Origin of the sequence: Planococcus wigleyi, from assembly GCF_014836985.1 — a bacterium.
In the GTDB taxonomy this organism is placed as follows: domain Bacteria; phylum Bacillota; class Bacilli; order Bacillales_A; family Planococcaceae; genus Planococcus; species Planococcus notacanthi.
This window is the reverse complement of record NZ_JACSPU010000004.1, coordinates 18,813-42,429: the sequence shown is the minus strand read 5'-3', so window position 1 is coordinate 42,429 and position 23,617 is coordinate 18,813. Positions and strand designations below refer to the sequence as shown.

Genomic DNA, 23,617 nt, shown 5'->3' with positions numbered 1-23,617 from the left:
TGAAATGCAATGCGGCCATCTTGCTGAAGCTGTCTTTAATTAAATACCTCTTCAACTTCTTTTTCTTTTTTTTCTGCGAAAGCAGTAACTCGGTTTCTGCCATCACGTTTGGACTGATATAAAGCTTGATCAGCTTCATCAATCAGCTGGTCCAAAGTTTTATGATAGGAATTCAAAGATACGCCCATGGATACCGTCAATTTGCCTTCAGGCTGGAGCTCTTCACCTTCAAAGTGATATTGTTCAATTTGGTCACGGACTTTTTCAGCGATCCTCATCACTTCATTGTCATCGTAAGGATCCGTGATGCAGAAAATGAATTCTTCCCCACCATACCGTGCCACATAATCTTTTTTTCGTGTATGGTCCCTCAACAGCTGGCCAATCGACCGAAGCACAGCATCGCCTTTTTGATGGCCATGCGTATCATTATAAGTTTTGAAATAATCGACATCGAGCATAACTATAGCGATGGGTACATACTGGGACACCAAGGTTTGCGTTTTATTCTTAAAAAAGCGCATATTCGGCAGTTGTGTCATGGGATCCTGATTAGAATAAAATTCCAGTTCTTTGCGGACAAGTATATGGTGATTTTCACCGTTCGCAATTAAGCCCATTGCCAAAACAGCGACCATGGCAAAAAACAGCATTGAAAGGGTGATCGGCACAGTTGAAGGTGTAGTCAATAGCATCGAAACTGATTTGAGGACTTCGAAAACCAACAAACCGAGAAGCATTTTTTTGATATCCAAAATGGCAAAAAATTTATTGACTGTTTTTTTATTGCGGAACAGGCTGCCGATGATGACCGGCAAAATCACCGTCTGTAAAATTCCAGCTATCGCTGTAGGTCCGCCCAGTGAATAGCGGTATATAGATGGAAAGATTGCAGATAGTATCCCTACTTTCCAACCGCCAATATAGGAAATGAAATAAAGGGGCACTTCCCTTAAATCAAGCCGCATGCCTTCATGAATGTAAGGATTATACATCACTGAAAAAGTCAAAAATCCCATGAATAAAATACTGAGTGCCAATAAAAGCGTTGATTCGGTCAAGTTGGGGAATAATAATTCCTTCGCTTTTAAAGCGAGATACATCAATGCGATGATCAACGCCATGTTTTCAAGAAAGAAAAAAAGTAATGACTGCATTTATCCAACTCCTTACAAAACCATATCCTCAGTTTACAATTATTACATCTGAAAATATAGGAAAACCACGAAAAAATATACAAAAACCTATTTAAAAGTGTTTGCTTTTCGTTATTGGAAAGATTGCGCCTAAAACAAAATAAAACTTTCTGCCTGGTCTAAAAAAACGGCCGATTAGAGAGTTTCCTTTGTCTGCTACAGCAGTTTTGCCATATAGTATTCATTGGCATAGCGTTCCTCCAGCCATACGGAATCACGCTTCAGCCCCTCAATTTCAAAGCCTAGTTTTTTATATAACCCAATAGCTGGTTTGTTATGCTCAAGCACGGTCAATTCAATGCGACGAATTCCTTTCGCGTCAGCCCATTGATCCAAAGCTTGAAACAACTCTGTGCCTCTCCCTTTCCCACGTTCGCTTTGCCGAATACCAACTGCGATGTAGACTGAATGCCGCTTGCGTTTAACGCTGTCGCCGATTGCAAACAAATAGCCGGTTAATTCAGCTTGTTCTTCTGTAATCAACACCACTGAATCTTCTCCCATAGCGTCAAGGCGTTTCTCCAACTGCTCAGCTGTAGTCTTGCGTTCTCCTGGCTCAAACAGCATAAGATCAGAATCCTCTACATGCTTCATGAGTTCCGCCAATTGAAAGGCATCCTCAGGAACTGCTTTTCTGACGATCATAGCTATTCTCCTCCTACTATTTTGTGTTCTAAACAATTTTTGGTTCGGGCACTTGTTCGTTTTTAGGCTTTCTGATAAACAATCCGGTGTAAACAAGAGTGTGCCGATCATCAGCAAGACGCCGATATAGACGGACATCATGGTCGGAATAAGAAAAGCACCGATGAGGATGGTCGAGCGCGCCAACAAATCTGCTCCGCTGAACGAAATGTTGGAAAAAGCGGAATACGAACCCCGTTTGTCTTCCGGTATCATATTGGCCATTTCTGCATTGCGGACCGGCGAATAAACCAGTTCGCCTATAGTGCCGATGAAATTGAACAGCAGCAACAAGTACCAGCTATTCGCTGATGTAATCGTCACATACCCGACGCTGTATAGCAATAGGCCCGTCAATAAGACATGCTGTTTGGAAAAACGGTCAGTGAATTTATTGACGATGAATGTCAGGCAGACGACCAGCAGCATATTTTGGATATTCAACAAACTCAACATCCGAACCCCTGCCACTTCAAAGTCCCCAATAGTGAAAGCATCAAAGCTTTCTGCCAGCCGGACACCGATGTAGCTGTTCAATGAAAATTCTGCTGAAAAAATGAACATGGAACCAATCACCACTTTGACAAATGGCCTGTCCCGAAATGCGACTTTGTAATTCTGCAGCAGATCAATCACTACATTCGAATGCTGTTTTTTCAAGGTCTGGACGCGTTCATCTTTCAACCAGAGTTGATAAGCGATTGGCAGACTCGCTGCCGTGGCTGTCAATAAAATAAACAGTTCAATTTGATGATTGAGATACAACAAGCCGCCAAGCGCTGCCCCAATCGCCATCGACAGGTTGATCATCCAATAATCGATGGCATAGATCGCTTTCCGGTTTTCCGGTGTAGTCGAATCGATGATGATAGCGTGCATGGCTGGTCTGCCCAGGCTGCTGGTAACAATAAAAACAACGTATGCAATTGCAAATAAGGCAATCCATTTGCCGCTTGGCAATAAGCTGATGGACATCAGCAAAAACATGGCAGCGCTCAGCGAAGACGTAATCACCAGTACCCGTTTGCGTTGAAATCGGTCGGAGATATAACCGCCGACCATGTTGACGAAAAATCCGATAAAGACGGTGATGATCAGAAAAGTCCCCGCCCACACCTTGTTCATCTCCTGGGCAAAGAACAAGGCCATGAAAGGCATAACTGCAGATGAAACAGCCCGGTTAAAAAATGAAGTGATTAAACGTACTTTAATATTTTGTGGATAGTCTTTCCATTTCATCTTGTCAGCCTCCTTTGTCTTATGTATATTAAACTAGACGAAAGATACTAAAAATAGACAATTTTAAAACTAATATCCACTTTTAACGGGAGGAATCATGGAAAAGACTCTTTTATCTTTATGGAAAGTTGTCCCCACCGGTTATATTAAGCAAACGCAGATTGCCGATGCACTCAATTTGAGCAGCAAACAAACGACGCGTTTATTGCGGAAATGGTCGGACGAAGGCTGGTTTACCTATACATCAGGCCGTGGACGGGGCAATACCTCGCACCTGCAATGGCACCGGAATGTAGAAGAGGTGTACGAACAGCAAATCATTCAGCTGATTGCAGAACAACCGGCCGAATCAGCCAGCCACTACCTTCTATTGGATTGGTCGCCGGCAGTGAGGCACCGGTTAATGCATCTATTCCGCTCTCATTTCGGTTACAGCCAAAATAATGCAAGCGAAGTGGACAAGCTGATCATCCCGAGAAAATATGCTTTATTGACGCTCCATCCAATGAAGGCGGCAGATATCCAAAGCGCCAATATGGCCGCAAATGTCTACAATCGTTTAGTATCAGTAGACGATGCCGGAAATGTTTCTCCAGAACTGGCACATAGTTGGGACCTTACAGACCACCGGCTTCAGCTTTACTTGAGAAAAGAAGTCCAATTTCATGATGGAACGTTTTTAACATCAGAAAATGTGATCGATTGCCTGAATCGCCTGCGCCTGGATGGTTCATACGCCGATTTATGGAAGCCCATTACTAAAATCAACGCGCTATCGCCTTATGTGCTTGAACTCTCTTTTCCAGCTGGCTGCAGCTATTGCCTGCAGATGCTGGGCATGATCAATGCCAGCATTTATAAAGAAACAACTGACCAAATCATCGGTACCGGCGGCTTTTATGTTGCGCACAACGACGAATTGAAAACCACATTAAAAGCATTCAGTGAATATTTCAAAGAACGCCCTTTACTGGATATCGTAGAATTCATTCAAGTGCCGGAGGATTTCGACTTTACCTACCGTTCTTCAGCAAATGAAGCATCCGAAGAGACTTTTCAAGTAGAAAGCGATTCAGGTTTTGGTGTCGTCATCATGAATGCATTCAGAGACTCCCCGATCAGCCGACAAGAAGTGCGCGATTATGTCCATTACGCCATTGCTAAGCACCGGCACACAATCGGCCAGTTTCATCCGCGGGCTTTGCCGAATCATCACGGCTGCCTGGCCGGTCAAAAACAATCCTATACGGTGCCGCAAATGGATCGTCCAGTTCTTGATCAGCCGCTGGTCATCAAAGCTGCCAACTACACGAATGGCGCTACTCGTTGGCTAAAAGAAGCGCTGGAAAGCGAAGGCATTGCTGTTGAAATCCAGTGGCTGTCTTTTCAGGATAAGCTGTTGGACATTACGAAAGATCAAACGGCAGACTTGTTTATTCACGGGGAAGTCTTCGAAATGAACCAGGAATTCTCATTTTTTTATTTTCTTTCAAATGGTTATTCCCCGATGACTGCCATTATGAAATCGCAGCCTCAGTTTGACCGTTATCTGCCCTTGTATGCGGAGACACCGTTCGAGGAATGGACAGCATTAAATCTTGAAGTCGAACGGAACTTATTGGAAGCCTCCATCATGGTTCCGCTGTATTACGAAAAACGGCAAATTCCGTTTTCCATTGATTTGATGAACATATCCATCAGCCATTTCGGTTATGTGGATTTTTCCAAGTTATGGGTGCGGCCAGTTTGTGAAGAATAACAAAGATGGTGTGCTGTACACAGAATTGTGTACAGCACACCATCTTTTTAATGGGGGGTATCCGTTGAAGGGATGTATGTCAGGCAATAAAGACAAGGGGCAGCTATTTATAGTGAATGCAGACTGGTTGAAAAAATAAGATACAAGCTAAGTGACAGCACATTGAACAGCACAAGATTGAAACGCAAATCTCCTTTTGCACCAATCAATGCGGCGACGACTCCCAAAGCACTCAAAGCACAAGGCAGATGCAGATGAAGGCTCAATAAAAATTCAAGCGGCCCATGGAACCAGTGAATCGCAGCCAATGTCAGCGGAATCATGGTCAGAAGAAAAAGGGCTGCTGAGATGCACGATAAACAATTCCCATTCATAAGAACACCACCTTTACTGGTTGTCGGCATTGGCAAATGAAATCAAGTTAAAGAGAATTTACAATTCGATGGCTTTTAATGCGGCTGCCAGACGTTCAGCAAATTGTTTGGGAAGTTCCCGGGATTCCATATAAAGACTGTAGACATCCAGTTCCATGACCAGGCGTTGTGTATAATTACTGGGCAATGAAGACCCTTGGTTAATCAAAGCTGAAGAAAACACAGGCAGTTCTTCAGGCAACAGCAGAATTTCAGCTTTATTCAGCATCTTTCCTTGCTGGTGGAGGTCTTGAAATGTTATTTCGTTGTTAATTTTAAATAACATTTTGTATTCCCCTGATGTGATGGCCAGATCCCGTTGTTTAGTCACGATGTAAAGATCTCCTAAGTCTTCCACTGGGGCTTCCAAGGTTTTTTTAAGAATTTCAGCCACCGTTTCTATCGGTTGTGCACTAATCATTTACTCCGTCCTTTCGTCGTCCGCCCGTATCGGCGAACAAAATACTATTAAAAATTAATTCATTAATTTCGTTAAATTTATCGTAAAAACAGCCTTTTAACCTAATTAATTTACTTTTAAATTGAAATTTAACGCTTTTCGTAATACCCATAGACTACAATGGATTGTACAAATTGTAAACAATTTAACGTTAATTTAGTAAATTTATATCAGCCATTTTTATCCAAAAATCCATATTTTAATGCTTATGACATCTATTCTTCTATATTTATATATCTTTGTTTCAATGCCTAATGCTCTCTAACCTATATCTCTTAGGTATATCGACAGCTTATTTAATTTCCAGTGTTATACGGCTAAACTATTAAAAAAGGAAGTGAATTTCATCTTTTTTTCTAGTCTTCTCTTACCTAAAGTAAAAAAAGAACCTGTCAAAGGTTCTTTAAGGTTAAAGCATATTTCTCCAGCAAGTCTTTTAAAGCCGGCCGTTCATTGCCATTTCGGCCAACCACAGCCTCCGCGGTGATCAATGAATTCAATACTGCTTCTTCAACGGCTTCACCTACGGCTCTGAACGCTTCATCTATATCTTCTTCATGAATCGTTTCAATAGCCAGGAATTGCTTAGGCTTCTGATGCGGAATTTTATTGGCGGTTGAGAAGCCGAGGACGATTTCGCCACTGCCATTGGTGATAATCGAGCCCGTCCGTGACAGTCCCGTCACTGCCCGTTTCAGGATGCGGTTCAGTTGCCGTTCGGACAATGGAAGGTCAGTAGCGATAACCACCATCACCGAGCCCTTGTCTTCTTCTTTATGGGTTTGAAGAATGTTTTTCTTCAATTCTTTGCCGATTGCCTTGCCGTTTATCGTCAAATCACTCAGCATTCCGAAATTTGACAGCACCAATGCGCCAAGCGTAAACGTGCCCTGTTCCAGCTCCACAATGCGCGAAGCCGAACCGATGCCGCCTTTCAATGAATAACAAAGCATCCCTCTTCCCGCTCCCACTGCTCCTTCATCAAACTCAATTGCGGTATTGTCCAGCGCTTGTCTCACATCTTGTTCTTTGACAAAACGCCCGCGCACATCGTTCAGAAACATATCGTTGCATTCGCCGATGACCGGATTCACTGTCCCCGTCGTGTTGCCGATATCCGGATTTTTCTCCAACATATAATCGATGACGGCATTGGCTGCAGTTCCGACATTCAATGTGTTCGTCAGGACAATTGGTGTTTCCAAGGTACCGAGTTCCGCTAGTTGGATGGTTCCCATCGTTTTGCCAAAGCCGTTGATGACATGGCTTGAAGCAATCAGCTTGTCGTGAAAGAGATCTCCTTGATGCGGCAGAATGGCCGTCACTCCTGTCTGCATATTTCCGTCTTTTAAAGTCACTTGGCCAACTGTGACGCCCTCTACGTCTGTTATGGCGTTTAACCTCCCAGTCTTCATCGTGCCGATTTCCACGCCGTAATCCCGAATTCGTTTTTGGTTATGCAATTCCCCACCCCTTTTGCTTTTTCCCGTGCTTTTCATGTTTTTAAATTAAATCCTGTCCCCGCATTTTCATGAATTCTTTTTCCTGCTTTTTCTTGTAGGCTTCTTGTCCATTAATCCAAACTCCGCATAAGAAAAAAACTCCCAAAATCAGTGGAATAACGTCTCTTGAAAAGAAAGCCAAATCTTTATCGATCATCAGCCAAATGAAGAATACTGCAAATGCTGCCGGCAAAATACCTCCAGGCCACACCCGCGCTTGTTTAGATAAGAAATATTGAACGACTAAAATGATAATTGGCAATGCCAGATCGATTACGGTCCCCATGTTTATTCCTCCATACTCTCTTTGTATTTGTCGACGATGCTTTTTGCCACTTCCAAATCGATTTTGTCATCGATAACCAGCTTCATGACAAAAGTCGAAAATAGCTGCGAACCTTCTTTTTCCTGCAATTCGATGTTCTGGATGATCTTATCCAGCCTCAAGCGCACCGTCGGATAAGAAACTCCGTATAATTTTGCGATTTCTTTTAACGAACCGGATCCCAGAATGAACTTCTTGATAAATTCCATATCTTCAGATGACAATGTGGAAAACCATTCAGGCACCTTGTTATTCAACATCTTCACTCCTTTCAGCTGTTATTGCCTACTATAAAGGAAAACTAAACATTATTCAACATCATTTAAACATTATTTAAATTTATATTGATTTTATTTTCACTATTGTTATCACGAGACTTGTAAGTCATTTACATATCTTAATCAAAACGGAGGTAATTGGATGGACAAACCAGCAGTAACGCTGCAGCTGATCAACTTGAAAAAGAAAATCGGCAATAAGGAAATCATCAAAGGACTCGATTTTGAAATCCATTCCGGTGAAGTGTTCGGATTTCTTGGACCGAACGGAGCTGGAAAAACGACGACTATCCGAATGATGGTGGGCTTGATTGATATTACGGAAGGAGATGTGCTGATTGAAGGAAAAAGCATTAAAACCGACTTTAACAATGCCATCCAGCACGTTGGGGCGATTGTTGAAAATCCCGAAATGTATCCTTTTCTGAGCGGGTGGAAAAACCTCAAGCAATATGCGCGCATGGTTCCCGGCATAACGGACCACCGCATTCATGAAATCATTTCCCTTGTCGGCTTGGAAAAGGCGATTCATGAAAAAGCCGGCCGCTATTCACTTGGTATGCGGCAACGACTGGGCATTGCCCAAGCACTTCTCCACAAGCCCTCCATTCTGATCTTGGATGAGCCGACAAACGGTTTGGATCCTTCCGGAATCCGCGAAATCCGCAAGTACATCCGTGCACTTGCAGAGCAGGAAAACGTGAGCGTCATCGTATCCAGCCATCTGCTTTCTGAAATGGAGCTGCTGTGCGACCGGATTGGCGTCATCAAAAATGGACAGTTGGTTGCATTAGAAGAAGTGAAAACCACCGAAAACTCTACAGCGCTGCAGGATGTGTTTATCGAAGCAGAACCCCTGGCACAAGCAAAAGAATATCTGGAAATGCAGCTTTCGACAGGTATCCGCCTCAAAGGAAAAGAACTGATCCTATCGCTTCAAAAAGAAGAGATCCCTTCCATCTTGAAGAAAATGATTGGCCAGGGGTTTGATGTATATGGGGTCAATGTTCTCCAGTCGACCTTAGAAGACAAATTCTTTAATTTGATAGGAGAGAACAGCATTGACTAATTTAATCCATTTGATCTGGAATGAACAAATCAAATTGTATGCCAGAAAATCCACATGGGTGATGTTTTTCGCACTGGCCATCCTGGTACTGGCTTCAGGAATCATCAGCAGGTTATGGGACAGCGAGTTCCAGACTACGGAATATGGTACGAACTGGCAGGTTGAACTTCAGGAAGAAAATATCCGCTTGACTTCAGAGATGGACAACGATGAACTCAGCAAACTTTCCAATCCCTTTCAATTGGAAAAAAATATGTACCATATTGAAAATGAGATCAAGCCATTGCCTTATGACGGCTGGCAGTTTTTATATGACAACTCATTTTTCACCACTCTCATCAGCCTGTTCACCATCATTATTGCTGCAGGAATTGTTTCGAATGAGTTCAAATGGGGAACCATCAAACTTCTGCTGATCCGTCCGATATCGCGTTCCAAAATTTTATTGTCCAAATACCTAACGGTTCTCTTGTTCGCATTCACACTCATCTTCTTCCTCATAGCCATCAGCCTGCTGACTGGTGCTTTGTTCTTCGGCTTGAATAATCCCACTCAAACCGTTGTTCTTGAGCATGGGATGGGCTATGCACATGGCAGCCTCTTAAACGTAATTTTGAAAGATTATGGTCTAAGCTTAGTCACCTTATTGATGATGGCGTCATTTGCCTTTATGATTTCAACAATTTTCAGAAGCAGCAGTATGGCAATCGGCTTAGCGGTCACATTGATGCTCGCCGGCAATTCCATCGTTCTATTTGCATCTCACTATTCCTGGGCCAAATACATCTTGTTCACCAATACCAATCTTGGCCAGTACTTCAATGGCGCAGAACCTATGATGGAAGGAATGAGCTTAAGCTTTTCCGTCACCATCTTGTGCATATACCTGGCTTTGTTCTTAATGGCTTCTTGGGTTGCTTTCACTAAACGGGATATCGCAGGCCATTAAACAACAAGAGGCAAGACCGGCAGTTTCGGTCTTGCCTCTTGTTGTCATGCGTTTTGCTAGTGAAGCTCTGTATCTTCCGACTCGGAAACTTCTTCCAAGACCAAGCTCGCGTTGTCGTCTGTCTGGTCTCTTACTGCAAGATCTCCCAAGGAAACAATACCTACTAATTGGTCATTTTCTACAATCGGAAGCCGGCGGATCTGGTGTTCTGCCATTAAATCAGCTGCGTCTTCAATGGACATATCTTTAGTTCCAGTGACCATTTCTGAAGTCAAAATCTGTGAAACCGGGCTATCCAATGAAATCTGGGAAGCGATTCCGCGAATGACAATGTCCCGATCCGTTACAATTCCAAATAATCGCTTGCCGTCACTGATGGGAATGGATCCAACATCCAGCTCCAGCATTTTAGAAGCAATTTCCTGAATCGACATTTCCGGAGCGCATGTCTCAACGTCTGTCGTCATGATATCGGTAATTTTCATGAATAGATCCTCCTCTATAGATTGTACTGCTTATGCCCAGCTATCTGTTTCCATTTGGCAACTAGTCTGACCCGTCCATCGACACTTCGCCAATCCTCCCCTTTCCGTTCTTCTACTAATCCATATCCATTTTTATAAAAGTAAAACGTAATTTCTGATAAAAAAACAGGATTTACACTACTTTTTACCACCTCAAATAATAATGGCAACATGAGCGAAAACAGACAAAAACCTGTTTCCGTTCTGGTCAATTTGTTGCTATGATGGTGGAAAAGAAAGACTATGGATACTTTGTTGAAGATTTCAACTGGGGAATCCTGAAAAACTTCTTCTATAGAATAGGAGGTGCCATAATCGCTTCTTTTCTCTTGGCATTAGAATTTCTAATCCTGTTACTTGCCAATCTAGCGGTCGGTGCGGTCGGTTTTATTCCCAGTATCTTGATCACCGCTGTCAATATAGATTCGTTCGGCCTTTATATCGGTGCAGCTTTAACGTTTTCAGGTGAAATATTCGGTGCATGGATCGGTTTTTACCTGTACCGTTATGGATTTGCAAAAGCAGATCCCGAATGGCTGCGACACCCTTTTTGGAAGCGATTCACATGCCAGTCAACAAAACGGATTTTCAGTCTGGTGATCCTGCTGCGCTTGCTGCCATTTATGCCGTCGGGCTTCGTTACAGCCGGTGCAGCACTTACCGCCATCAACGGAAAGCATTTTGGGATCGCCAGTACAATCGGCAAAATTCCGGCTGTGATACTGGAACTCGCTGTTGTTTATGGAGTTATCCAAACCGTACCTAAGAACATCCAAGCCATGCTCTCTGGAGCCATACTTGCTGTCTCAGCAATCGCCTGGCTGAAATCAGCCAAACAGAAAAAAAGCCTTCAATCGAGTGATTGAAGGCTTTTTATGTTGTTTAGTATACTTTGTCTCCATTAAAAATGGAGTTTTTAACGATCACATAATCCACGTTGCGGATGGCCAGGAGCTTGTCTCCTCCAGCGTAAGAAATCGAAGATTGAAGATCTTGTTCCATTTCCACCAACGTATCTTTCAATGAACCTTTGTATTCGACAAACATCTTCTTGCCCTCGACGTTTTTCTTTTCACCTTTTTGGAATTCAGAAGCTGATCCAAAATACTCTTTCAGCAGCTTGCCGTCCTGGTTGATGGTTTCACCAGGTGATTCCTCATGGCCAGCAAAAAGAGAACCGATCATAACCATTGATGCCCCGAAACGGACCGATTTTGCAATATCGCCGTGTGTCCGGATGCCGCCGTCCGCAATAATTGGCTTGCTTGCCGCTTTTGCGCACCAGCGAAGTGCTGCCAGCTGCCAGCCGCCTGTGCCGAACCCCGTTTTAATCTTAGTGATACAAACTTTTCCGGGTCCGATGCCCACTTTCGTCGCATCCGCTCCAGCATGTTCCAATTCGCGGACCGCTTCCGGCGTCCCTACGTTTCCAGCAATCAAAAAGCTGTCCGGCACCAATTTCTTGATGTGCTGAATCATATCAATGACTGCGTTGGAATGGCCATGAGCGACATCGATCGTAATGTATTCCGGTGTGACTTTTTCGTCCGCCAGCTGCTGGACGAAATCATATTCTTCCGGTTTTACACCTACACTGATGGATGCAAAAAGACCGCGTTGCTGCATGTCTTTTGTGAACGCCAAGCGTTTTTCCGGTTCAAATCTATGCATAATATAGAAATAATTATTTTCCGCTAAAAATCCCGCGATTTTTTCATCTACGATTGTCTGCATGTTTGCAGGGACAACAGGCAGCTTAAAAGTACGCCCGCCAAATTCAATCGACGTATCACATTCTGAACGGCTGTTAACCACCGCTTTTGCAGGAACTAGTTGAATATCTTCGTAATCAAATACATTTTCCATTAATAACACCCCTATACACGAATGATATATCTATATATCTAAATAATTGTTCGTCCATAAGATAATGTACTTTATTTCCGGCAAGATGTCAAAGAGCAAAATAAATTTAATGCCGAAAGTGGTTGACGACTTTTTATTCCTTGCGTATCAATAGGTTCAATTTTGGCACATAAAGAATCAGGAAAACAGATCTGCCAAGACTAAACAAGATGAAGGCCAACCATACTCCATGGTTTTCTAAATACGGTACGCCTGCCGCCATTGCAATCAAAAAGACAATTAAAGAAAGCAGCATGGAATTTCGGATTGGAACGGTTTCGGTTGCCCCCGTAAATACACCATATAGGACAATACCAAAACTCGAAACCAAAGGAAAGAACAACAGCCAATCGCCATAGATATATCCTAACCGGATCACTTCCGGAATCGAGGTGAAAAACGAGAAAACCGATTCTTTGAAGATCCAATAAAGCATTAACAGCATTACCGAAGAATAGAAAGCCCATTGAAACGACAGTTCCAAATTCCTTTGAAAAAGCTTTCTGTCTTTCGAACCGACTGCTTTACCGGAAAGAATGCTGGAAGCGTTGGAAAGGCCATCAAAAAAATAAGCCATCAAATAATGAATCTGCAGCAGAACAGCATTTGCAGCCAAAATTTCCGTTCCAAAATCTGCACTTTTGTATGTAAATAAATTAAAAACCGCAAGCAGGCAGATCGTCCGGATAAAAAGATCCTGATTGACCGCCATCATCTTTTTGATAGATGATCCGTCTGCCATCAACTTAATTGATGGCCGCTGGAACTGATAAGAGGTGCCGCTCCAAATGATCCATAAGCCGACAACGCAGGCTATCACTTCAGCTAACAATGTGGCAGCGGCAACACCGGAAACGCCCCACCCAAAACCGAAGACAAAAACCACATCCAAGAGGATATTCAGGAGATTCATAAAAACCTGGATAAAGACTGAAATTTTAATACGGGACATGCCAATCAGCCAGCCCATAATGACATAGTTGACCAACGTAAACGGAACGCCCCATATGCGAATGCCGAAATATCCGGATGCCAACTCGGCCACATCTTCTGCAGGATGAAGCAAACTTAGGGCTATGTATTCTATCGGTTTTTGAAACACTATAAAGCCCATTCCCACCACAAGCGCAATAATCAATGGCCTGATGAAAGCAAGCGTACCCTGAAGCTTATCGTCAGCTCCGTTTGCCTGTGCAGCAAAGCCCGATGTTCCAATCCGCAGGAAACCGAACAGCCAATAAAGTGTATTGAAAATTACTGTACCAATGGCAACACCGCCAATATAAGCGGGATTTGGCAATTGTCCGACGACTGCTGTATCAACGGCTCCGAGTAAAGGGGTAGTGACCGTTGACAAGGTCAGCGGAATCGCTAAGGCTAAATAATTGCGATGATTCATGACGAAGCTCCTAACACTTTAAATTAAGATAGATGGGAATACCTATTGAGGGTCTTTATAAAAACGGACTCCGTCTATCAATACATGGAAACCAATTCTTTCGTATAGGAATGGCGTCTAGGCGAAAAAAGTTCTTCAGTTGGAAAAGCATCAATCATGCGCCCTTCCTTCATGACCAGCAAGTGTTGGCTTAGCGAAGCAACAGCTGCCAGATCGTGTGAAATGAATACATAGGACAATGAAAATTGCTGGCGAAGTGTCTCCAGCAGCTTTAGCAAGGAGGCCTGTGACAGGACATCCAGGCTTGAAGTCGGTTCATCCATAATGACGACATCGGGTTCAATGCTGATAGCGCGGCAGATTGCCGCACGCTGCTGTTGGCCACCGCTCAATTCATGCGGATACCGGTCAGCCAGGCATGCTGGAAGTTCAACAGCCTGCAAGAGCTGATGGACGTACTGCTCATTGCTCGTATAGCTGAAATGCTGCATTTCCTTCTGGCTGCCAAATTGCAGATAAGGATCCATCAAAGAATCCCGTATCTTTAATTTTGGATTGAGTGAAGCGGAAGGATTTTGGAAAACGGCTTGGATCTGCTGCCTGAATGGTTTCAGTTCCTTTGCGGATAAATCTTGCAGCAGTTGGCCGTTCAATGAAATTTCACCTGAATCAATTTTCTCCAATTGCAGCAAACAGCGGGCAAGCGTACTTTTGCCGCATCCGCTCTCCCCGATAATTCCGACGCATTGGCCTTTTTCCAAAGAAAATGAAACGTCATCCAATACCTGCCTGCCAGTTGAAAATGTTTTCGTGACACGGCTGATGTTCATTACCTCCATCTTTTCCCCTCCGTCCGTTTATTCTCCAGCCTGACCAAAGCTTGGTATTGCTTCGAGCAAAGATTTTGTGTAGGCATGCTGAGGAAACTCCATAATCTGTAACCGGTCTCCCTGCTCAAGTATGCTGCCTTCTTTCATCACTAAAACTTGATCTGCATAGTTAGCTGCATGCCGCAGATCATGTGTGATATGGAGAATGGCACAGCCCGTCTCTTTCTGTAAACGTTCCAGCAATTGCAGGATTCTGAATGAGGAGATGCTATCCAGAGCGGTTGTCGGTTCGTCAGCGATCACCAAAGCGGGTTTCAGCAACAGTGCAAGAGCAATGGCTGTACGCTGCAGTTGGCCACCGCTCAGCTGAAAGGGATAGCGGTCGGCGAATTCCTCTCCAAGTCCGACAGAAGCGAGTGCCTGCCGCCTATTTTGAAGTCGTTGAGTCTTTGACACTTGGAGATGGGTTCGCTGATACTCCTCAAAATGCTTGCCGATGGTCATAAATGGCGTAAACGAGTTTTGGTATTCCTGGAATATATAAGCGATTTGCTTGCCGCGTATGGCGTTCATTTTCTTTGCAGTCATTTTAAGGAGATTACTGCCATTAATTAGGATTTCTCCATCTGCTTTCAGATTCGGCGCCAGCAATTGGCCGATAGCTGAGGTTGCCATGCTTTTCCCACTGCCGCTTTGGCCGACGATGGCCAACCAGTTTCCCGGTTCTACAGTAAACGAAATTCGTTTCATAATTTGTTGGGTTGCCGCCTGTATCGTCAGTTCGTTAACTTCCAGTAAATTCACAACTGCACTTCCTTTTTCACATCGAATTTGTCCCGTAAATAATCGCCTGAAACATTGGAAATGAGCACCACAGTCACAATCGCCAGTCCAGGATAAATCATTAACGAAGGCATGGATTGAAAATAAGGGCGGGCATCATTCAGCATAGCTCCCCATTCCGGAGCTGGAGGCTGGGCACCAAGGCCGATATAGGACAATGAAGAAATCAGCAGGATGATTTTGCCCAGGTCCAGGCTGGCAAGCACTAAGACATTGCCGATGATATGCGGGAAAATATGTTTGCGCATAATCTGTCCGTCGCTCAATCCATTGACTTTCGCCATGGCTATATATTCTTTTCCCCGCTCATTGACTACCGTGCTTCTGATAAGGCGGGCATAATTGACCCATTTGACAAAGACGATGGCCAGTAAAAGGTTTTCAATACCCGGTCCCATTAGTCCGCTTAAGACAATCGCCACAATCGTATCCGGAAAAGCGAGAAATGCATCTGCAATGCGCATCAGGATCCGTTCTATTATCCCGCCTTTATAACCGGCCACCAATCCGATCGGCAAACCGATCACCACTGCTGCCGCTAATGCCATGAAGGCATATCCTACAGTCTGCTGTGCGCCCAGAAAAATCCGTGTCATTACGTCACGGCCAAGATGGTCAGTCCCAAACGGATGCAGCAGGCTCATCGGCGATAGCCGCGAATTCAGATCTACCATATCCGCATCATGTTTCAGGAAAAGAAAAGTATAGGCTGCAAGGAAGCCCACCAGGATAAAAAGCGTAACCAACATTCCGGCTTTCCAATTCCGCTTTCTGATTTTCATTTTCAAAACGGCCATTAGCTTTCCTTCCTTTCCTGCATTCTGATTCTAGGATTTAAGTAGCGGTATGAGATGTCAACCAGGCTGTTGACAATAAATACAATGACGGCCATCAGGAACAGGTACCCTTGAATGACCGGGTAGTCCCGTGCTCTGATGGCTTCCACCACCATTTTGCCGATTCCTGGGTAGGCAAAAATCACTTCGATGACGACTACACCGCCGATTAAACTGCCTAGACTGACGCCAAAAACGGTGATCACCGGCGGCAAGGCAGCCCGCAAGGCATGGAAGAAAAAAATCTGCACTTCGGAAATCCCTCTCGAACGAGCCGCTTTTATGTAATCATTGCTTAAAGCATCAATCAAACTGGAACGCAGCAATCTGACATATACACTCGTAATGGCAAGGCCCAGTGTAACCGACGGCAACAATATGGAAACAAATCCATCACGCCCCATAGTCGGAAGCATATTGAGGCGCACTCCAAAGAGATCGATCAATAACAGACCGAGCCAAAAACTTGGAACCGCTGCTCCAAACAACGAAATCCAGCGGCTTACTTGATCGATCCAACTGTTCCGGTATATAGCCGCCAAAGAACCTAAAGGAACTGCAATGAGTAGCATGACCATTAGCGCACCCACAGTCAGTTCCAATGTTGCCGGAAGCCCGCTCAGGAGCATTTCCAAAACGGGTTGGTTGGTCAGATAGGACTTCCCAAAGTCCAGTTTTACAAAATCCATGAACCAATTACCATATTGCACGAGAAGCGGTTCATTAAATCCCATTTCCTCTCGCAACGTCTCTACTTGCGCCGTTGTCACGGACACATCATCAACACGAAGAATCGACAATACCGGATCTCCAGGAGCCAACCTGGCAAAAAGGAAGCTGACAAAGGTGACCGCTATCAGAAAAACCATCACTTCGGCGGCTCTTCCCATTAAAATACGCGCCATTTACTTCACATCCAACGTATGGGTCAACATATAATACTCGCTTCGTGACGTTACCCAATTCTCTACTTTATCTGCGTTGTAAGCGACCAATGTATTGGGATGAAGAATAAATGAATTGTAAACTTGTTCATCTACATAAAGTGCAATTTCTTCAGCGATGGCCGAACGCGCTTCTTGTCCTACTGTCTTATTCAACTCGTCAATCAGCGCTGTCAATGCAGCATCATCCGCACCGCTGAAATTCAATGCGCCATGCGGATGATAAGTGGCATTCAAATAATAGCCTGCATCTCCACGAGGCGCTGTTAAGTTGCTGTAAGTCGCCAAATCCCAATCGCGGTTGGCGGCCATGTATTCTTCGGGAACCTCAATTTGCTGGATATCCACTGCAATACCTAATTGCTTGGCGTCCGATTGAAAGACTTGTGCAATCAGCGGCAAATCCGCACGTGCACTATAGGTCAATAAGGTAAGAACCAATGGTTTTCCTTGCTTTTCCATCACACCTTCTTTTATCTCGTATCCGCCTTGTGCTAAAAGATCTTTCGCATATTCCAGTCCCGTTAATTTTTCAGGATAATCCGGAGCAAATGAAAATGTTGAGGGAAACGGGCCTTCTGCCACTTCAGCATGTCCCTTCAAGATCGTTTCAGCAATCGATTGGCGATTAACCAGCACATCAACTGCTTTTCGGACATGGATATCTTTCATCGTTTCCCGTTCCAGGTTCATCGTCATTTGGTGGACACGGAAAGTGGAAGTGGATTCCACTTTGATGCCTGGCAAAGCTTCCAGAATCTCCAGGTTTTGGACTTCCGGACGAAAAACAATATCCGCATTCCCCGATTCAAGTGCCAGCGACCTGGCATTGGCGTCTTCGTTAAACGAAAACCTGGCAGCCTCTAACTTGGCAACCCCATCCCAATAGCCGTCGTACCGGACCAAATCCACGGCTGTACCGGGTATAAACGACGAAACAGCAAACGGTCCTGTGCCTTCCGGTTTGTTGATAAAATCAGGTTCGGTGACGTCGATAATTGAAGTATTCGGATGGACCAATTCAGATGGAAATTCTGGAAACGGTGAAATTGTCTTTATTGTCAGCTGTAAGCCATCCGCTTCAATCGTTGCTATGCGGAGCGCATTTTTGATGGCCACGTTGTCCTTTATGGAACGCTCTAATGATGCTTTCACCGCTTTCCCATCCATCGGGTTGCCATTTTGGAATGTAACGCCTTTTTTCAATTGGATGATCCATTCTTGTCCATCTTCACTTTCCCAACTTTCAGCAAGCCACGGCTCCAGCTTCAGCGTATCGTCATTCAGATGCACCAAAGTTTCCGTGATTCCTGCTCGAAGCGGTACATAACTGCTGTCCACATTGGGATCAAGTGACCGCGCCGCAAAATTGAACAATAGTTCGAGCTCTTTCGGATTGTCACTCTGCTGCCCTTCTGTAGCCGATGTACAGCCGGCCAATACGAATAAAATCATAAGCAACAGTAAACCCACTTCTTTTTTCACGTTCTCTACTCTCCTCAAATAAAAGTAATCATTACGATTTACAGAATAAAAAAATAATAGTTTTGTGCTTATTGCGCCTATCATCAACTGCATATTCGCATTTGTTGATTCCTCGAGCTATTGAACCCCAGGCTCTGCTCATACCTTCTGTTTACTATATACTGTTTAAATCGTAAACGTTACGTTTTATATAATATCGTTTTGTTTCTTTTATTGCAATCTAATTTTTAATCTTTTTTAGAATTACATATTCATGAACTACATTTCGAAGCAACCCCCCCTCGGATGCAGCTATTTTTTGGGAAGCCATCACAATCTTTTCGATCAAATTGTACATAAGCCAGATTAAACCAGCCATCCATCTGCTTTTGTTCAGCAATCCTCACTTCCGGTTTTTTATAAACAGCCTTTTTGATGTGCCATAAAAAATATTTCAATAGCTGACATAAACTAAAAAAAGGCTGTTCCAATAGCCCGCTTGTGCAGCTTTGGAACAGCCTTTCATAGTTTTCAAGTCGTTTTTATTGTTTGCGGAAACGCAATGCCAGGGTTGTAGTCAATCCAGCAAGCATCAGGCCAGCCAAAATCCACAAGTATGGAATCGTGCCGGAATCAGCTGTGCCGCCCATACCCGTTGCAGGCATTTCTGAAGGCATTTCTGTGGAACTGAACTCTTCCGGGAACTGGTCAACAATCGCCGCTGACAGTCCCGCTGCCGGCATAGTCATATGCGCGTATGCTTCACGAATCGAGCTGTAAGCTGTCTCGTAATCCCCCGCTACATACGAATCAAAAGCCACAAGCAATTGATCGACGTGTGCTGTCAAACCGGCTTCAAAATCCGCTGCCGGAATGCGGCCTTCGGTCGCTGCATCCAATAAGGCAGCCTGTTCTACGATATAGGCGTCAAGATCCGCTTTCGCTTGTTCCTGCGCTTCTGCATCACCTTCACCGGTCGCTACCACATAATCCACAAAGTAGCCGATGTGTGAATTCCAGATTTCAGAGAATTGGGCTCCAGCTTCTTCGCCGTAAACAGATCCTACTGCTGCAGAAAGATCATCTGCATTGGCAAGAAGTGCTGCTGAAGCCTGGTCGAAACTTTCAGCGCCATCCGCGCCGTCCTGCATCGCCATCGCTGCAAGCCCTGCATGTTCTGTAAATGTCATATTCAGCTGTGCACGAAGATCAACTGCAGGTGTATCAGGATTTGTTCCTTCAAATACATCCGGGAATTGATCTGCAATCGCAACGGACAAACTTTCAGCAAACATGCTCATGTGGTGGATAGATTCGCGTTCGCCCGTGTAAGCCGCTTCAAAGTCACCCGCTACATAATCATCAAAAGCCATAACCAACTGATCCACGTGCATGTTCAAACCTTCCAGTACAGCATCAGCTGGCAATCTTCCTTCCGTTGCCGTATCGAAGAAAGCTGCTTGCTCCTGTTTGTATTCTTCCAGTGAAGCCAATGCCTGGTCTTTCGCTTCTTGGTTGTCCTCACCTGTTGCTACTACATAGTCCACGAAATAGCCGATGTGGGAGTTCCAGATTTCAAGGAAAGCTGCTCCGCCTTCTTCTCCATAAACAGAAGAGACTGCTGCTGCGATATCATCCGAGTTGGCTAAAAGCGCTGCTGAAGCCTGGTCGAAATCTTCTGCTCCATCCGCTCCTTTGCGCATCGTTTCAATTGCTAAAAAAGCATGTTCCGTCAATGCTGTATCAAGAGTGATGCGCAATTCTGCTGCAGGTGTTGCAGTGCTTGATTCCATCGCCGATTCACTTGATGCCGAATGGCCACCGTGGCTATCCGCCAATGCTGCTGTTGGTACCAATAAAGCCAATGATAGTGGAAGTGCTAAAAGACATTTATTTAATTTCATGTTCATCTCTCCTCTTTTTTTATAGTTTCATAGACATAACGGAGAGTGTTTTCATTTAGATCACATTTTTTTAAAAAAGAATTTAAATAAAAAAACTGGCCGCTAATGCGGCCAGTTTAAATCTCTGAACTCAGTACAACTTCACCTTTCGGCAATTCATTCCCTGCCTCGGGCTCGAGCGTAATGGCGATGGTATCCCATTCTGCTGAGGATTCTTCTAGTTGATAATAGCTGGCCCCTTCACCGTTCGGATTAGGAGAGAATGCGCCGGCTGGTATCGGTTTGTCATCTTTGATCAGCCATACCTGGTAAACCTGGCTGGCATCCAATTCGGCCAATTGGTCGGCTTTCACCACAAGGTTCAATGCTCCTTGTTCTTCTATCATTGCCGCCGTTGCGGTTCCGGAAAATGCAGCACTCGGCTCTAATTCAATTGACTGTATCGCCGTTTCCGGTTCTTGATTCTGATCTGATAATTGCATGAATGCATAAGCATTACCCAATAATGAAGCAAGCAGGACCGCTGCAATCAGTGGCTTCCCGATGTGAAACTTTTGTTTAGGCTTTTGAATCGGTATGGCAGCCATTTCTGGTTTTAATGCTACAGGGGAATCGTTTTTTTCTGGTGTCCCTTCGAATACATTGGACAGGATACGTGATTTCATGCCTGCCGGCGGTTCCATTGGATCTGCAAGATAAGGGAGCTGGCCTGTCGCTTCAACGATTTCCTGGCATTCTGTACAGGATGTTAAATGTTGTTCAAATTGGTCCGTATCATTTTTTGATAAGGTTCCATTCAGATAGTCAATTAGTTGATCACAATCCATATTAGTCATCATATGCCCCCCTTCCCTGCATTCCGTGCAGTGATGTTTTTAATTTCTTTAATGCCAGTCGTATTCGGCTCTTAACGGTCCCTAGCGGAATGTCACACATGTCCGCGATTGTTTCGTGTGTATGGCCTTTGAAATAAAACAAATCAATCATTTTTTGCTGTTCACTCGATAGACGCTGGACGGCTGTTTCAATTTGGCCTTTCTTTTCCTTCCATTCCACCTGCTCGTCAACAGGCAGATCGTGGCTGGCCATTTGCATCGCCTCTTCAATCGGAACAGAAGGCTTTTTGCGTTTCCTGATTAAATCGATGGCCGTATTCTGCGCCATTCTGAAGAGCCATGATGTAAACTTGCCTTTGCTTTCATCGTAAATCCCTTTGCCCCGCCAAATCTTGATAAACACTTCCTGCAAGGCTTCTTCTGCCAGTTCGCGATCTTCCAGCATCTTGTAGAGAAAAGAAAACAAGATTTTTTCATAGCGGTCGTATAATTGCTCCAATGCCGCTTTGTCCTGTTCGCTGATTCGCATATATAAATATGTATCGGTACTTTTTTCCATCCCCGGTCTCCCTTTTTACATATTTCGTAAGTCTACTTTACTATAGTTGGCGCTCCAGGAATATCATTTCTTCTTACGAAATTTAAATACGCTCCAATACGGCCAGTTGATACTGAATTGTATATCGCCATATCGCTTTTTTTGTCCTTAAGCTGCTATTACTTATAAAACGCATTAAAGGCAAATTTAGTTCACTTTTTTGAAAATCCGGGAATACATTAGGTAACAAAAGATTAGTGACTGGAGGAATTTGCATGAGGTATAACATCACTGCTGCAACTGGAAACCTGGGCTCCAAAATAGTCGAAGAAGTACTGAAGCATATTGCTCCTGAAAAGCTGACACTGACGGTTCGGAATCCCCACAAAGCGGCACAGTTCCAACAGCAAGGTATCCAGATCAGACAAGCCAATTACCGTTCCGAGCAAGAACTTGCTTCAGCTTTCAAAGATACAGATGTCCTTATCTATATTCCGAGTCTGACTTTTCCAAGTGTTTCCCGAATTATGGAATTTGAAAATGCCATGATAGCAGCTGAAAAGATGAACGTGAAGCAATTTCTGTTTATCGGATTTATGGCGGATCAAGGCAATAACCCATTCAAGATGAGTCCATTTTTTGGCTATGTCCAACGCCGTCTCGCTTCCGGAACTGTGCCTTACACATATATACGCAATGGCATGTATTCCGATCCCTTGCCGCCTTACCTGCCTGAATTGGCAAGACGGGGAAAGATCCTTTATCCAGTGGCGGATGAGCGGATATCGTTCATTTCAAGAAAAGACCTTTCAACTGCCATTGTCCAGATTGCCTTGAGAGAAGACTTGCATAACCAAGAACATACCTTAACTGGAACCAAAGCCTGGTCTATGGAGGAGCTGGCGCAATTGTTCACGAAAATCAGTGGTTCGCCGATTGTTTACGCTCCATTGTCCAACGATGAATTTGCCTCAACTTACGATGAACCAAAAGGCTTTGGCTCTGTACTTGCTTCTTTGTATCAGGCCGCTGCTAAAGGACTGATGAGTGAAGTGACGGATGATTTTGAACGCATCACAGGGAAACCTGCGGAAAACCTTGATTCTTATGTAGGACGGGAATATCGAAAATTGATGGGCTCCCATTTTAAAAGACCAAACAGCCGGATATAGCTGTTTGGCCTTTTATCATTCTATGTTATTACTCGATCAGAATCTGATGCCCTTCTTCTGTTTTTTTGTCTTCTTTGGATTTTGGCACCTGCAACATCAAAACGCCGTCTTTGAAGGATCCGGAAATATCATCTTGTTCCACTTCACCAACGTAGAAACTGCGTTTAAAAGAACCATAGGAACGTTCTTTCCGGATATAATGGCCTTCATTTTCGGTTACTTCTTTGTTTTCTTCTTTCTTGCCTTGAAGCTGAAGGTACCCGTCTTTGTATTCAACCGAGATGTCTTCTTTTTTGAAGCCTGGAAGGTCCACTTCCACTTCATAATGGTCTTCTGCGTCTTTTATATCTACTTGCGGATAATTGGCTTCTTTGAAGAAACGGTCGAATACATCCACTTCAAAATTACTGTCAAAAAGGCTCGGGAAAAAATCTTCCCGTTTTCTTGGCAAAAGTCTCATCTTTAAACTCTCCCTTCGGAAAAATTTAAACGAATTTACTTCGACACTCTCTAAAACCCGTTATATCCTTTCCTATACAAGCAGAGCC

23 protein-coding genes and 2 pseudogenes are annotated in these 23,617 nt (G+C 44.1%); 5 read left to right on the top strand and 20 right to left on the bottom strand.

Annotated elements, in window-relative coordinates:
• Positions 1-35 precede the first annotated feature (35 nt).
• The 3 genes and pseudogenes from H9630_RS11570 to H9630_RS11565 form a co-directional block, all read right to left on the bottom strand.
• A complete protein-coding gene (locus H9630_RS11570) occupies positions 36-1,157 on the bottom strand; it encodes a GGDEF domain-containing protein (RefSeq protein ID WP_191715647.1) in 1,122 nt (373 codons plus the stop codon).
• Between the two features lie 195 nt (positions 1,158-1,352).
• Positions 1,353-1,826, bottom strand: a pseudogene (locus H9630_RS18915) (N-acetyltransferase family protein); the annotation flags it as partial.
• 43 nt (positions 1,827-1,869) lie between these two features.
• A pseudogene (locus H9630_RS11565) lies at positions 1,870-3,119 on the bottom strand (MDR family MFS transporter).
• Between the two features lie 97 nt (positions 3,120-3,216).
• Between H9630_RS11565 and H9630_RS11560 the strand changes: the two are divergent.
• Complete coding sequence (locus H9630_RS11560; RefSeq protein ID WP_191715645.1) at positions 3,217-4,878, top strand: ABC transporter substrate-binding protein; 1,662 nt, start codon at positions 3,217-3,219, stop codon at positions 4,876-4,878.
• A 107-nt stretch (positions 4,879-4,985) separates the two neighbouring features.
• Here the strand turns inward: H9630_RS11560 and H9630_RS11555 are convergent, their stop codons facing one another.
• The 5 genes from H9630_RS11555 to H9630_RS11535 form a co-directional block, all read right to left on the bottom strand.
• Complete coding sequence (locus H9630_RS11555) at positions 4,986-5,252, bottom strand: hypothetical protein (RefSeq protein ID WP_191715644.1); 267 nt, start codon at positions 5,250-5,252, stop codon at positions 4,986-4,988.
• A gap of 58 nt (positions 5,253-5,310) precedes the next feature.
• Positions 5,311-5,712: a DUF1259 domain-containing protein gene (locus H9630_RS11550; protein ID WP_191715643.1), complete on the bottom strand. Its 402-nt coding sequence runs from the start codon at positions 5,710-5,712 to the stop codon at positions 5,311-5,313.
• Positions 5,713-6,143: 431 nt separating this feature from the next.
• A complete protein-coding gene (locus H9630_RS11545; RefSeq protein ID WP_191715642.1) occupies positions 6,144-7,214 on the bottom strand; it encodes a DmpA family aminopeptidase in 1,071 nt (356 codons plus the stop codon).
• A gap of 40 nt (positions 7,215-7,254) precedes the next feature.
• The gene (locus H9630_RS11540) at positions 7,255-7,539 is read right to left on the bottom strand and encodes a hypothetical protein (RefSeq protein ID WP_191715641.1); all 285 of its coding nucleotides are present in this window, start codon (positions 7,537-7,539) and stop codon (positions 7,255-7,257) included.
• Positions 7,540-7,541: 2 nt separating this feature from the next.
• Positions 7,542-7,838 (bottom strand): DUF2089 family protein, encoded by a 297-nt coding sequence (locus H9630_RS11535; RefSeq protein ID WP_191715640.1) that lies wholly within the window; start codon positions 7,836-7,838, stop codon positions 7,542-7,544.
• Positions 7,839-7,998: 160 nt separating this feature from the next.
• Between H9630_RS11535 and H9630_RS11530 the strand changes: the two genes are divergently transcribed.
• Together H9630_RS11530 and H9630_RS11525 are read left to right on the top strand one after the other, a co-directional pair.
• Positions 7,999-8,925 (top strand): ABC transporter ATP-binding protein, encoded by a 927-nt coding sequence (locus H9630_RS11530; RefSeq protein ID WP_191715639.1) that lies wholly within the window; start codon positions 7,999-8,001, stop codon positions 8,923-8,925.
• Positions 8,918-9,874 carry an ABC transporter permease gene (locus H9630_RS11525; protein ID WP_191715638.1) on the top strand — a complete coding sequence of 319 codons (957 nt, stop codon included), beginning with the start codon at positions 8,918-8,920 and terminating at the stop codon, positions 9,872-9,874. The genes H9630_RS11530 and H9630_RS11525 overlap by 8 nt, the downstream gene beginning before the upstream one ends.
• Before the next feature lie 56 nt (positions 9,875-9,930).
• On the opposite strand, the gene H9630_RS11520 is transcribed toward H9630_RS11525, so the two are convergent.
• Complete coding sequence (locus H9630_RS11520; RefSeq protein ID WP_191715637.1) at positions 9,931-10,359, bottom strand: CBS domain-containing protein; 429 nt, start codon at positions 10,357-10,359, stop codon at positions 9,931-9,933.
• 260 nt (positions 10,360-10,619) lie between these two features.
• Between H9630_RS11520 and H9630_RS11515 the strand changes: the two genes are divergently transcribed.
• Positions 10,620-11,264 (top strand): TVP38/TMEM64 family protein, encoded by a 645-nt coding sequence (locus tag H9630_RS11515; protein WP_225218525.1) that lies wholly within the window; start codon positions 10,620-10,622, stop codon positions 11,262-11,264.
• A gap of 16 nt (positions 11,265-11,280) precedes the next feature.
• Here the strand turns inward: H9630_RS11515 and guaC are convergent, their stop codons facing one another.
• The 10 genes from guaC to H9630_RS11465 all read right to left on the bottom strand — a co-directional run bounded on the left by guaC (position 11,281) and on the right by H9630_RS11465 (position 21,918).
• Positions 11,281-12,264, bottom strand: a complete 984-nt coding sequence (guaC, locus tag H9630_RS11510) for a GMP reductase (RefSeq protein WP_191715636.1) — start codon at positions 12,262-12,264, stop codon at positions 11,281-11,283.
• Positions 12,265-12,397: 133 nt separating this feature from the next.
• Positions 12,398-13,702 carry an MATE family efflux transporter gene (locus H9630_RS11505; protein WP_191715635.1) on the bottom strand — a complete coding sequence of 435 codons (1,305 nt, stop codon included), beginning with the start codon at positions 13,700-13,702 and terminating at the stop codon, positions 12,398-12,400.
• 77 nt (positions 13,703-13,779) lie between these two features.
• On the bottom strand, positions 13,780-14,541 hold the full coding sequence (locus H9630_RS11500) for an ABC transporter ATP-binding protein (RefSeq protein ID WP_191715634.1): 762 nt from the start codon (positions 14,539-14,541) through the stop codon (positions 13,780-13,782).
• 18 nt (positions 14,542-14,559) lie between these two features.
• The gene (locus H9630_RS11495; protein WP_318247996.1) at positions 14,560-15,336 is read right to left on the bottom strand and encodes an ABC transporter ATP-binding protein; all 777 of its coding nucleotides are present in this window, start codon (positions 15,334-15,336) and stop codon (positions 14,560-14,562) included.
• Positions 15,333-16,172: a nickel transporter permease gene (nikC, locus tag H9630_RS11490; protein ID WP_191715633.1), complete on the bottom strand. Its 840-nt coding sequence runs from the start codon at positions 16,170-16,172 to the stop codon at positions 15,333-15,335. The genes H9630_RS11495 and nikC overlap by 4 nt, the downstream gene beginning before the upstream one ends.
• Positions 16,172-17,116: a nickel ABC transporter permease gene (gene nikB / locus H9630_RS11485; RefSeq protein WP_191715632.1), complete on the bottom strand. Its 945-nt coding sequence runs from the start codon at positions 17,114-17,116 to the stop codon at positions 16,172-16,174. Before nikB ends, nikC begins: the two co-directional genes overlap by 1 nt.
• Positions 17,117-18,610 (bottom strand): nickel ABC transporter substrate-binding protein, encoded by a 1,494-nt coding sequence (gene nikA / locus H9630_RS11480; protein ID WP_225218547.1) that lies wholly within the window; start codon positions 18,608-18,610, stop codon positions 17,117-17,119.
• A gap of 551 nt (positions 18,611-19,161) precedes the next feature.
• The gene (locus tag H9630_RS11475) at positions 19,162-20,523 is read right to left on the bottom strand and encodes a copper amine oxidase (RefSeq protein ID WP_191715631.1); all 1,362 of its coding nucleotides are present in this window, start codon (positions 20,521-20,523) and stop codon (positions 19,162-19,164) included.
• A 116-nt stretch (positions 20,524-20,639) separates the two neighbouring features.
• Complete coding sequence (locus H9630_RS11470) at positions 20,640-21,359, bottom strand: anti-sigma factor (RefSeq protein WP_191715630.1); 720 nt, start codon at positions 21,357-21,359, stop codon at positions 20,640-20,642.
• Positions 21,352-21,918: an RNA polymerase sigma factor gene (locus H9630_RS11465; RefSeq protein WP_191715629.1), complete on the bottom strand. Its 567-nt coding sequence runs from the start codon at positions 21,916-21,918 to the stop codon at positions 21,352-21,354. The genes H9630_RS11470 and H9630_RS11465 overlap by 8 nt, the downstream gene beginning before the upstream one ends.
• 254 nt (positions 21,919-22,172) lie before the next feature.
• On the opposite strand from H9630_RS11465, the gene H9630_RS11460 reads away from it, so the two are divergent.
• A complete protein-coding gene (locus tag H9630_RS11460) occupies positions 22,173-23,069 on the top strand; it encodes an SDR family oxidoreductase (protein WP_191715628.1) in 897 nt (298 codons plus the stop codon).
• A 28-nt stretch (positions 23,070-23,097) separates the two neighbouring features.
• On the opposite strand, the gene H9630_RS11455 is transcribed toward H9630_RS11460, so the two are convergent.
• Entirely contained in the window at positions 23,098-23,529 is a 432-nt protein-coding gene (locus tag H9630_RS11455) for an Hsp20/alpha crystallin family protein (RefSeq protein ID WP_191715627.1), read from the bottom strand.
• Positions 23,530-23,617 lie beyond the last annotated feature (88 nt).

Excerpts from the sequence above, each read along its gene's own strand:
- H9630_RS11570 (WP_191715647.1), bottom strand. The coding sequence starts at position 1,157 with ATGCAGTCATTACTTTTTTTCTTTCTTGAAAACATGGCGTTGATCATC.
- H9630_RS11560 (WP_191715645.1), top strand. The coding sequence starts at position 3,217 with ATGGAAAAGACTCTTTTATCTTTATGGAAAGTTGTCCCCACCGGTTAT.
- H9630_RS11555 (WP_191715644.1), bottom strand. The coding sequence starts at position 5,252 with ATGAATGGGAATTGTTTATCGTGCATCTCAGCAGCCCTTTTTCTTCTG.
- H9630_RS11550 (WP_191715643.1), bottom strand. The coding sequence starts at position 5,712 with ATGATTAGTGCACAACCGATAGAAACGGTGGCTGAAATTCTTAAAAAA.
- H9630_RS11540 (WP_191715641.1), bottom strand. The coding sequence starts at position 7,539 with ATGGGGACCGTAATCGATCTGGCATTGCCAATTATCATTTTAGTCGTT.
- H9630_RS11535 (WP_191715640.1), bottom strand. The coding sequence starts at position 7,838 with ATGTTGAATAACAAGGTGCCTGAATGGTTTTCCACATTGTCATCTGAA.
- H9630_RS11530 (WP_191715639.1), top strand. The coding sequence starts at position 7,999 with ATGGACAAACCAGCAGTAACGCTGCAGCTGATCAACTTGAAAAAGAAA.
- H9630_RS11520 (WP_191715637.1), bottom strand. The coding sequence starts at position 10,359 with ATGAAAATTACCGATATCATGACGACAGACGTTGAGACATGCGCTCCG.
- H9630_RS11515 (WP_225218525.1), top strand. The coding sequence starts at position 10,620 with ATGATGGTGGAAAAGAAAGACTATGGATACTTTGTTGAAGATTTCAAC.
- guaC (WP_191715636.1), bottom strand. The coding sequence starts at position 12,264 with ATGGAAAATGTATTTGATTACGAAGATATTCAACTAGTTCCTGCAAAA.
- H9630_RS11505 (WP_191715635.1), bottom strand. The coding sequence starts at position 13,702 with ATGAATCATCGCAATTATTTAGCCTTAGCGATTCCGCTGACCTTGTCA.
- H9630_RS11500 (WP_191715634.1), bottom strand. The coding sequence starts at position 14,541 with ATGGAGGTAATGAACATCAGCCGTGTCACGAAAACATTTTCAACTGGC.
- nikC (WP_191715633.1), bottom strand. The coding sequence starts at position 16,172 with ATGGCCGTTTTGAAAATGAAAATCAGAAAGCGGAATTGGAAAGCCGGA.
- nikB (WP_191715632.1), bottom strand. The coding sequence starts at position 17,116 with ATGGCGCGTATTTTAATGGGAAGAGCCGCCGAAGTGATGGTTTTTCTG.
- nikA (WP_225218547.1), bottom strand. The coding sequence starts at position 18,610 with ATGATTTTATTCGTATTGGCCGGCTGTACATCGGCTACAGAAGGGCAG.
- H9630_RS11475 (WP_191715631.1), bottom strand. The coding sequence starts at position 20,523 with ATGAAATTAAATAAATGTCTTTTAGCACTTCCACTATCATTGGCTTTA.
- H9630_RS11470 (WP_191715630.1), bottom strand. The coding sequence starts at position 21,359 with ATGACTAATATGGATTGTGATCAACTAATTGACTATCTGAATGGAACC.
- H9630_RS11465 (WP_191715629.1), bottom strand. The coding sequence starts at position 21,918 with ATGGAAAAAAGTACCGATACATATTTATATATGCGAATCAGCGAACAG.
- H9630_RS11460 (WP_191715628.1), top strand. The coding sequence starts at position 22,173 with ATGAGGTATAACATCACTGCTGCAACTGGAAACCTGGGCTCCAAAATA.
- H9630_RS11455 (WP_191715627.1), bottom strand. The coding sequence starts at position 23,529 with ATGAGACTTTTGCCAAGAAAACGGGAAGATTTTTTCCCGAGCCTTTTT.